The sequence below is a fragment of the Microcystis sp. T1-4 genome (genome assembly GCF_000297435.1).
GTDB lineage: Bacteria > Cyanobacteriota > Cyanobacteriia > Cyanobacteriales > Microcystaceae > Microcystis.
Window position 1 is genome coordinate 1 of record NZ_CAIP01000028.1, and the last position, 8,613, is coordinate 8,613.

Here is an 8,613-nt window from a genome sequence, read left to right on the forward strand (position 1 = left end):
GATGCTCCCTTACATCAGCAGTATTTTTGATGCTCACTGGACTGTTTATTATTCCAGACAGAATAACAGCTTAGAGAAAATTCCCCGGAAACAAAAAAACCCCTGGTTTGCCGTCTTCGCTAACCGGATTATACCGGGGTTAGGGCAATTGTACGCCGATAAGGTGAGCTTAGGGATAATTTTTCTGACCATATCCCTAATTACCCTGAGAATGGATGATTTTTTTGCCAATATCCTCTTTCTTACCCCTTTAATTACAGCGAGTGCTATTTATCATGTTTACCACACTTTCCCCCATCAATTTCATCCCCATCGTCACACCTATCGTTCCATTTTGGCGCTGATGGTGGCAGTGATTTTTACTTGGGGAATTATCTGTAATTATTTTCCCGATTGGTTACATCAAAAAATAGAATTTTTCGAGATTCCGAGCGAATCCATGCTACCTACCCTCGCAGTCGGTGATCGCATTTTCGTCAGTCAATCCAGTACTTATCAAGCGAAAAGAGGCGATATAATTGTTTTTAGAACTCCCGAAAAACTTAAGCAACTAGAGCCTATTTCTGGAGATTTTTTTATCAAACGAGTCATCGCCGTTGCTGGGGATACCCTAGAAATCCGCAGGGGTAAAGTTTATCTCAACCGGCAAGTTATCGAGGAACCCTACATCGCCGAGTTAACCAATTATGAAATAGAATTGATGACTGTACCCCCAAAAACCCTGTTTGTTTTGGGAGATAATCGTAACTATAGTTTTGATTCCCGTGATTGGGGTTTTTTGCCCGAAAGTCATGTCTTTGGTCAAGCATATAAAGTTTACTGGCCTCTCGATCGTGTCCGCTCTTTGCTATGATGGGGATGACTGGGGTAATTTTGATCCTAGCTCCTACAGTTAGATTAATCTAGGGATTGTTAGATAATTATAACATTCCCAACCTCTGGAAATGTTCCTGAAAAATTCCCACTGTTGCTAGATAATTAACTTCAATCTTTTCTTGATTAATATGCTCTTAAAATTCCCTCAAAAGCTGAAAATTCAGCGAATAATATTATTATTATTCTGCCTAGTAATAGGGATATTTTTCTGGTGGTTATCCTGGCAATCCCTGGGGATGAGCCAAATTCAACGTCCCGAAACAGTTGCTCAACAAATTTACCAAGCAATGCCAGATTTACCGAAAGAAAACAACTATACCCGTCGAGATACAGGAGTGATCGATCCGAATAATACTTTAATCAGTCGCTTTCTTCGTTATCATCAAGATACAAAAAAAAGGTTTACTCTCATCCGTTTTGATTGGCAATTAACCCTAGGGGATTACCTAGGAGTGAACGAGAAAATCAGCGAAGAAAACTATCCCGGACAAGCAACCCTTACCGTTAATCCCATGGCTGCCGATATCAAAGCGATGAACAGCCTTAATCGTCGTCAACGGCAGCAGTTAGTCACCCTTCTAGTCGAAATTTATAACCCCGCTATTCTCCCCCAAGAAACCCCCACTCCTAGTCCTTCTCCTAGTCCCTCTCCTAGTCGTCCCTCTTTATCAAAACCGGGAGATGCCGACCTATTAAAATTCTAGAAAATTATGGAAAAAATTCTCAAATATGGTTCGGGTTGGCGCCTGGGTTGGAATCCTAAGGCAGCCGTTTATAAAGGATTAATTGGTGGGGATGATTGGGCAATGGAATTAACCGAGGCTGAGTGGCAAGATTTGCGTCGGTTACTATCACAATTGACCGCAACTATGGCAGCCATGGCCACAGAATTAATGGATGAAGAAAGTATTGCTTGTGAAGCGGAAAGCGAGCTTTTATGGTTAGAAGCGGCAGGATTTCCCGATAATTATTCCCTGCGATTGATTCTCTATCAAGGTCGCAGTTGTGAGGGCAATTGGTCGGCCACTGCCCTGCCAGAGTTGCTCGCCGCTTGGGACAATTTGCTTTACAATTTTTAAGAAAGCGGTGGGCATAAGTTAATTTTTGTTTCCCACTCTTGACTTTTAGATTCCCCTGTGCTGCCATGATTGCCCATCCGAGGACGAAGACCGATAATCTCACCTACACCCCGCCCCCATTGCTGAAAAACGGTTTTGCCATGACTCTCTATGTGTCCCTAAAAGCGCGAGAAACCTGGCAAAATACGATCGCTATTCCCGAACCAGTCTATCAAGAAACCATTTTCACCGGGGCCAATGCCGTCCCTATCTACGGGATTGTTTCCATTCCCCCGCAAGCGAAAGGAACAATTATCGGGACCTACGGCATCACGGGAGACTTAGATAATCAATGGTTTTTAAGAATTTTAGGCAGAAAAGCCGTAGCGAGAAACTACGCGGTCGTCCTCTTCGATTGGCGGGCCCACGGTAAGACAGCCGAATTATCCCCGACTCTCACCTCCGATGGCATCTATGAAGGGCTAGATTTCCTTCATATTGCCGCCCAAGCTCAAAAAATGGGCTGTCCTGCCCCTTTTTGGTTCACGGGTTACTCTCTGGGGGGGCAATTGGCCCTCTGGGGAATTAAATCGGCAGATAATCGGGAAGATCTGGGGATCGATCCCACCCATATCGGCGGTGGTGCGGTAATTTGCCCTAATTTAGACTCTAATCGTTCTTTATCCTATCTCGTCCAGGATCCTTGGGGGAAACACTTGGAAAAAGCGATCGCCAGGGAATTACGCAAGTTAGCCAAACGCATCCATAAGGCTCATCCCGATCATATCGATCCCGAAGCAATTACTCGCGCCACCACGATTGCAGGATTCGATCGAGAATTAGTGATTAAAAAGCTAGGATTTGAGACAGTCTATGACTATTATGCCGCTAGTAGTCCCTTGCCCTTTCAACCCTATTTAACTAAACCCACTTTTATCCTCTACGCGGCCGATGATCCCCTCTTTTCCCCGGCAGTTATTCCCGATCTGCAAGCAGCGATCGCCGATAATCCCCACGTGGATCTACTCTTAACCCACCATGGCGGTCATGTGGGTTATATCAGCAGTTTATCCTGTCAGCGTCAGTGGGGCGATAGCGATCGCTGGTGGGCATGGAATCGGGTTTTAGACTGGTTTGACCAAAAAACGGGCAAATAATACTAAATCCGTTGAGTATAGGTTACATATCAGGATAGGCAAAAGGCAAAAGAGAGGAATAGATAATCAGTTTTTAATAACTGGATTTAGTATAGGGTTGGCTGAATAAATCTAAAAACCTTGTTGTATAAGACTTTTAGACTTTTTTCCCATCAAAAAGTGCCAGACATTGGGGTGATCGGGGGGAAATTTAGGCACTTTTTCCCTGAAAATTAGGTAATTGACCCCCTGAAAATGGGTAAAACCCCACACCCCCCTGCCCCCCCCGATGTCGGGGGGCCACACCCTGCCCTCACGAAAAACTTTTTGCCGCAAACCCTAGTATAGTTTCTAGGAGTCAAAGGCCGCTAGAAACTCCTCCAGCTGCTGCCGAGTCGGTTGGGATGAGATCGCTCCTGCTCCCCTTGTCACCATTGCCCCCACCCCACAGGCATAAATCACCGCCTTACGGGCTAAATCGGCGTTTTTACCGATTTGATCGCCTCCCAGAGCGGCACGAGCTAAAAAACCGGCCACAAAGCCATCCCCCGCCCCGGTTGTATCCACTACTTCCCCAGGAAAAGCCTTGACAGTGCCGCTATTTTCGCCTAAATGATATTTACAACCTTTTGCGCCGCCAGTAACCAGAATTGCCCCTAAATTGGGGTATTGTGATGATATTCTGACGGGGGTATCAGTGCCAAATAACCAGCTTGCTTCTTCCTCGCTACATTTGAGCAAATCGGCCTGAGGGATAAAATCTCGAATGATATCAGGAGCGGCCTCAAGATTAGGCCAAAAAACCGGCCGCCAGTTGATATCGACCAATACTTTCACCGCGTAAATTTTAGCCAATTGCAGGGCGCGCATCATCGCCGCCATCGCCGGGGGATAGGCTAACCCTAGGGTTCCCATCACGAGATAATCGGCATTTTTCCAGAGATTTTCGGGTAATAGGTCAGCATTAAGGGCAGTATCAGCAAAATCAGTTGTTTTTCTGCCGCCAAAACCCGCAAAATGTCTGTCTCCCCCAGCATCGCGGGTGACATAAACTTGTCGGGTGGGTAGGGTGGCATGATACTGCACACCAGTAGTATCGACTCCGAGAGCGTCTAGCAAGGCGATTAACTGTTCTCCTTCTTGATCTTTGCCCACACAACCAATAAAAGCCGAATTTATGCCCAATTTTCGCAATCCACAGGCCACGTTTGCCGGCGCCCCCCCCGCGTAGGTTGTCCAAGAAGTCACTTGCTCTATAGCGCGATCGCTTTGATCGGCAATTAGATCATAGAGGATTTCCCCTAAACAAATGACAGACACCGGCGAAGATCTTTGATTGTTAAGCATTGGTGTGGGAATTATGAATTATGAATTATGAATTATGAATTATGAATTATGAAGTGGGGTAGTGGGGTAGTGGGGAAGCTGTATCATCACCCTATCACCCCAAAACCCTATCACCCTATCTCCTCCTGACTGCTGACTCCTATCTCCTGACTGTTGACTCCTGATTACTGATTAATAGCTTGTCAAGAAATCACGATAAATCAACTAGAGATTATCTTAGACATTTAGTATAATCAAACACATAGATTAGGGGAAATTGCTCATAAATCAGCCCGATCGAGCGTGAATCCTCTTTCTCGGCCAAATATCTTTCCCTATTTTTTAGTCGTAGACTAAGCAAATATCATGATTGATTGTAGTCAGATTCAGTTTGACGAGGATAAAAGCAAGATAGATCTATTGCAACTACGAGAATTATTTAATTTAACCGCATTTTGGGCAATAGATCGCCGTTTAGAAGATTTAGAAACCGCAATTGACTATAGTGATCCGGTGGTGACGGTGTGGAATGAGCGGCAATTAATTGGTTTTGCTCGGGCCACTTCTGACGGCATTTATCGGGCCACTATTTGGGATGTGATCGTTCATCCCGATTATCAGGGAGCGGGTTTAGGGCGTAAATTAGTAGAAACAGTCTTGGCCCATCCCCGAATAAATCGGGTGGAAAGAGTCTATTTGATGACTACTAATCAAGAAAATTTTTACCAGCGCATTGGTTTCCAAAGCAACGCCACCACGACGATGGTATTATTTAATCGTTATCCCGAGGATTTTTCCTATCCGGCGATCGAGGTAAAGAAAAAACGATCCGTGTGAGCTTGTCCTGACTATTGTTATCGATTTGATCTAAGCTCATTTCCCCCTCCGATACTTCGATAATTCCCTTCGCTAACTGGAATTTAAGACCGGGAGAAAGACCGAGAGCTTGAGTAAATTGTTTAACTTCTTCTGGCTTTGATTCTAAACTCAAGGATGAAATTTCTGGCATTGGCCAGAGAGCCATTTCCCCCGTAAATTCTAGGGTAATAGTGACTTTTTTTTCGTCAAGAGCGCTTACGGATATACAAATAGAGCCGCTCCTTAGATTGGCGATCGCTGCATCGACGAGAAGGACAAGAGCAGAAAATAAACGCTGATAATCGGCAATAATAGCAATATCATCGGTTAAAGGGCTAAATTTAAGCTTAATATTGCGATTAGCTGCCTGTAAATGGGTTAAACTTGCCCAATCTTCCCAAAGTTTAGTTAAAGAAAAAATTTCTTGCTCGAGGGGTATAGTACCCGACTCTAGTTTAGAAAGATTAATCATCTCATCCAGCATTGCCATCAGTTTACAGCCCGCCAGTTGCCCCTGGGCGATAAATTCCCTTTCTTCGGCCGGACTTTCACAAAGATCGGCGAGAATCATTTGATGGAGACTGATCATACTGCTCAATGGCGATCGCAATTCGTGGGCAACCCGTCCCAAAAAACTGCTTTTGAGGTGATTAATTGCCACGGCCATCTGATAAGCGAGGCGAGTTTGCTGTAATTCCCGTTTTAAAGCGTCAATATCGTCCATATTTACAGAAAAACTGCCCCTTGTCGTAAGATATCCCATCCTTGACATTGCCAACGCGCGACAGTGGAGGGTTGTCCACTATTGATTATTCCCCATGCTTGCCTTTCTGTGGGCGCTAACACCGTCACCGAGGGAAAAGTAGTCATAATCGCTTCTGGAGTTAATAAAGGCTCTTGTCCTGACAGATTAGCACTTGTGGTCGCTAAAACACCAGTTCGACCGAGAATTTCTCTTGCGATCGCATGAGCGGGAACTCGGATCCCGATCGTGCTAGGATCTTTAGGGTTAAGAACTTTTGGTACTTTTTCAGAAGCGGGTAAAACCAAAGTTAAGGAGCCAGGCCAGTATTTTTCGGTCATTTGCCGCCAAATTTCCCTTTCTTCCTGATTTCCCTTGACATAATCCCATAAATCTGCTGCTGAGGCCGCCATGAGAATTAAGGGTTTATCAAAAGTCCGTTTTTTAGCGGCAAAAATTAAGGCAGCATAGGGGGGAGAAACCGCTAAAGCGGGAACTGTGTCCGTGGGAAAAGAAACCACTTGACCACTGAGAGCTGCGTGAACAATTTCGTTAAGAGAAGCAGTAGGCATTGAGAATTGATTATTTTTGGGGACTAATTTAGCCTAAGACTTTTTGGTACAATTTTAAACGGGTAGGGTTGATTCATGAATCAACCCTACCTTGAATCAACCCTACTTGATCAGCGGGGTATCTGAAAGTTTTTAACACCTACCTACTTATCTCCAACCAATTATCGACAGTTAATTATGAACGAGCCTGATACTTTTGCTAATCTCGAACAATTAGAATATATTCCCTACCTAGATGCCACCGGTAATATCTGTGTTGATTTCCAGGGAAAAATCGGGGTTTATGCCATTTTTAATCGAGAGCAAGTCCTAGAGTTTGTTGGCTATTCTCGTGATATTTATCTCAGTTTAAAACAACATCTTGCCCGACAGCCTCAAGCTTGTTATTGGCTAAAAATCCAGGTGATTGAGCGTCCTAATCGAACTATTCTCGAATCGATTAAACAAGCTTGGCTAAGAGAAAGTCAGGCAGTAATCGGCAATGAAAAAATCTGGACAGAACCAATTGATGCTAAATTAGCCATGACTGACATAGAAAAAGAAATTTATCAAAGTGCTGACGAATTAGGGAAAATGAAGTTATTAAAACAGGTATCCAGACGAGTAGAAAATGATATTTTATCAACCCTAGAAAAACGGGGAGTCCAGATGGAAATTCGTTTTAATCCTAAGTTAAAAGAACAGGGTTTGCTCGATTTAAAGTAAAAATGACTAGGAGCGATCGATTCCCCAGACAAACCGCTATGATATTATATCGCCCCCTCCCCACAGCAATGGAACAGCGATGACCACTCCAGACTGGCCAAACCTACTGCAGCAACTACTCGATCGAAAATCCCTTTCCCTTAACCAAGCTGAAGAATTAATGACCGGATGGTTAAACGGTCAGATTCCAGAAGTTTTATCGGGGGCGATTTTAGCGGCTTTGCAAGCAAAAGGAGTCTCGGCCGCGGAATTAGCGGGAATGGCCGGAGTTTTACGGCAACAGTCTCGCTTAGAAGACCCTAAACCCCATACTACTCCCGTTATCGATACCTGTGGCACCGGCGGTGACGGGGCCTCAACCTTTAATATTTCCACTGCCGTGGCCTTTGTGGCGGCCGCTGGGGGCGTAAAAGTGGCTAAACACGGCAATCGCTCTGCCTCCAGCAAGGTCGGTTCGGCCGATGTTCTAGAATATCTTGGGGTTAATTTGAGCGCCCCTAGCGAGAAGGTGGCGGCGGCCCTAGATGGGGTGGGAGTGACTTTTCTTTTTGCCCCCGGTTGGCATCCAGCCCTGAAAAGTGTGGCTAATCTCCGCAAAACCCTGAAAGTTCGCACGGTTTTTAATCTTCTGGGCCCTCTAGTTAATCCTCTCCGTCCCACAGGTCAAGTTATCGGGGTTTATGACCGGCAATTTCTCACCCCCATGGCCACGGCTTTAGCACAAATGGGAACCCCAAAGGCGATTATTGTTCACGGCCGGGAAAAACTCGACGAGGTGGGGTTAGGAGACCTGACCGATATGGCTTTATTAAATAATGGCGAGGTGATTTCTGCGGCGATCGATCCCTTGTCAATTGCTATCCCCAGAGCCAGTTTAAATGCCCTTAAAGGTGGGGAAGTGCCAGAAAATGCCGAAATCCTCAAAAATGTCCTGCAAGGAGGGGGAACGCCGGCTCAACGGGATGCTGTGGCGATTAATGCCTCTCTTGCCCTACAGGTGGCAGAAAAGGTCACTTTTGGCGATCATGCCGCCGGTTTCGCCCTCGCTCGCGACATTTTAGCCAGTGGGTTAGCTTGGCAAAAATTAGAGGAGTTGGTTAAGTTTCTCGCCTAGTACAGTTCACAGGGGTTAGTCTCGATGAAAAAATTTTCACCCCCACAGATGAAAGAGGTTTCCTTCCCTACACCCCACACCCCACACCCTCTTTCAAGTCAGGAGACTCCGAGACAGGAGATTGCTTTTATTTATTCTCCCTATCTCCCCACTTCCCCACTCCCCCACTCTGCAATAATTACTCCCAGCCAGAAATAGGTTGGTGTATATCATACTTTGTGCTTTT

10 protein-coding genes are annotated in these 8,613 nt (G+C 45.3%); 7 read left to right on the plus strand and 3 right to left on the minus strand.

Going from position 1 to position 8,613, the window contains the following annotated elements; translation table 11 throughout:
* From lepB to MICAI_RS01535, 4 genes are all read left to right on the plus strand, one after another.
* Window positions 1–853 (plus strand): signal peptidase I (gene lepB / locus MICAI_RS01520; protein ID WP_008196826.1); only part of this gene is annotated, 853 nt, incomplete at its 5' end.
* A gap of 151 nt (window positions 854–1,004) precedes the next feature.
* Window positions 1,005–1,580, plus strand: a complete 576-nt coding sequence (locus tag MICAI_RS01525) for a hypothetical protein (protein WP_008196828.1) — start codon at window positions 1,005–1,007, stop codon at window positions 1,578–1,580.
* Window positions 1,581–1,586: 6 nt separating this feature from the next.
* Window positions 1,587–1,955: a DUF1818 family protein gene (locus MICAI_RS01530; protein WP_008196830.1), complete on the plus strand. Its 369-nt coding sequence runs from the start codon at window positions 1,587–1,589 to the stop codon at window positions 1,953–1,955.
* Window positions 1,956–2,020: 65 nt separating this feature from the next.
* Window positions 2,021–3,091 carry a YheT family hydrolase gene (locus MICAI_RS01535; protein ID WP_008196832.1) on the plus strand — a complete coding sequence of 357 codons (1,071 nt, stop codon included), beginning with the start codon at window positions 2,021–2,023 and terminating at the stop codon, window positions 3,089–3,091.
* 330 nt (window positions 3,092–3,421) lie between these two features.
* Here MICAI_RS01535 and MICAI_RS01540 read toward each other — a convergent pair whose 3' ends face one another.
* Complete coding sequence (locus tag MICAI_RS01540; RefSeq protein WP_008196834.1) at window positions 3,422–4,417, minus strand: carbohydrate kinase family protein; 996 nt, start codon at window positions 4,415–4,417, stop codon at window positions 3,422–3,424.
* A gap of 345 nt (window positions 4,418–4,762) precedes the next feature.
* Between MICAI_RS01540 and MICAI_RS01545 the strand changes: the two genes are divergently transcribed.
* Window positions 4,763–5,233 carry a GNAT family N-acetyltransferase gene (locus tag MICAI_RS01545; protein ID WP_008196836.1) on the plus strand — a complete coding sequence of 157 codons (471 nt, stop codon included), beginning with the start codon at window positions 4,763–4,765 and terminating at the stop codon, window positions 5,231–5,233.
* Here MICAI_RS01545 and MICAI_RS01550 read toward each other — a convergent pair.
* On the minus strand, window positions 5,169–6,026 hold the full coding sequence (locus MICAI_RS01550; RefSeq protein ID WP_008196837.1) for a sensor histidine kinase: 858 nt from the start codon (window positions 6,024–6,026) through the stop codon (window positions 5,169–5,171). The two genes, MICAI_RS01545 and MICAI_RS01550, sit on opposite strands and share 65 nt — an antisense overlap.
* Entirely contained in the window at window positions 5,981–6,568 is a 588-nt protein-coding gene (locus MICAI_RS01555) for an L-threonylcarbamoyladenylate synthase (protein WP_008196839.1), read from the minus strand. Before MICAI_RS01555 ends, MICAI_RS01550 begins: the two co-directional genes overlap by 46 nt.
* A 177-nt stretch (window positions 6,569–6,745) precedes the next feature.
* On the opposite strand from MICAI_RS01555, the gene MICAI_RS01560 reads away from it, so the two are divergent.
* On the plus strand, window positions 6,746–7,273 hold the full coding sequence (locus MICAI_RS01560) for a GIY-YIG nuclease family protein (protein WP_008196841.1): 528 nt from the start codon (window positions 6,746–6,748) through the stop codon (window positions 7,271–7,273).
* A gap of 79 nt (window positions 7,274–7,352) precedes the next feature.
* Window positions 7,353–8,387: an anthranilate phosphoribosyltransferase gene (gene trpD, locus MICAI_RS01565; protein ID WP_008196843.1), complete on the plus strand. Its 1,035-nt coding sequence runs from the start codon at window positions 7,353–7,355 to the stop codon at window positions 8,385–8,387.
* Window positions 8,388–8,613 lie beyond the last annotated feature (226 nt).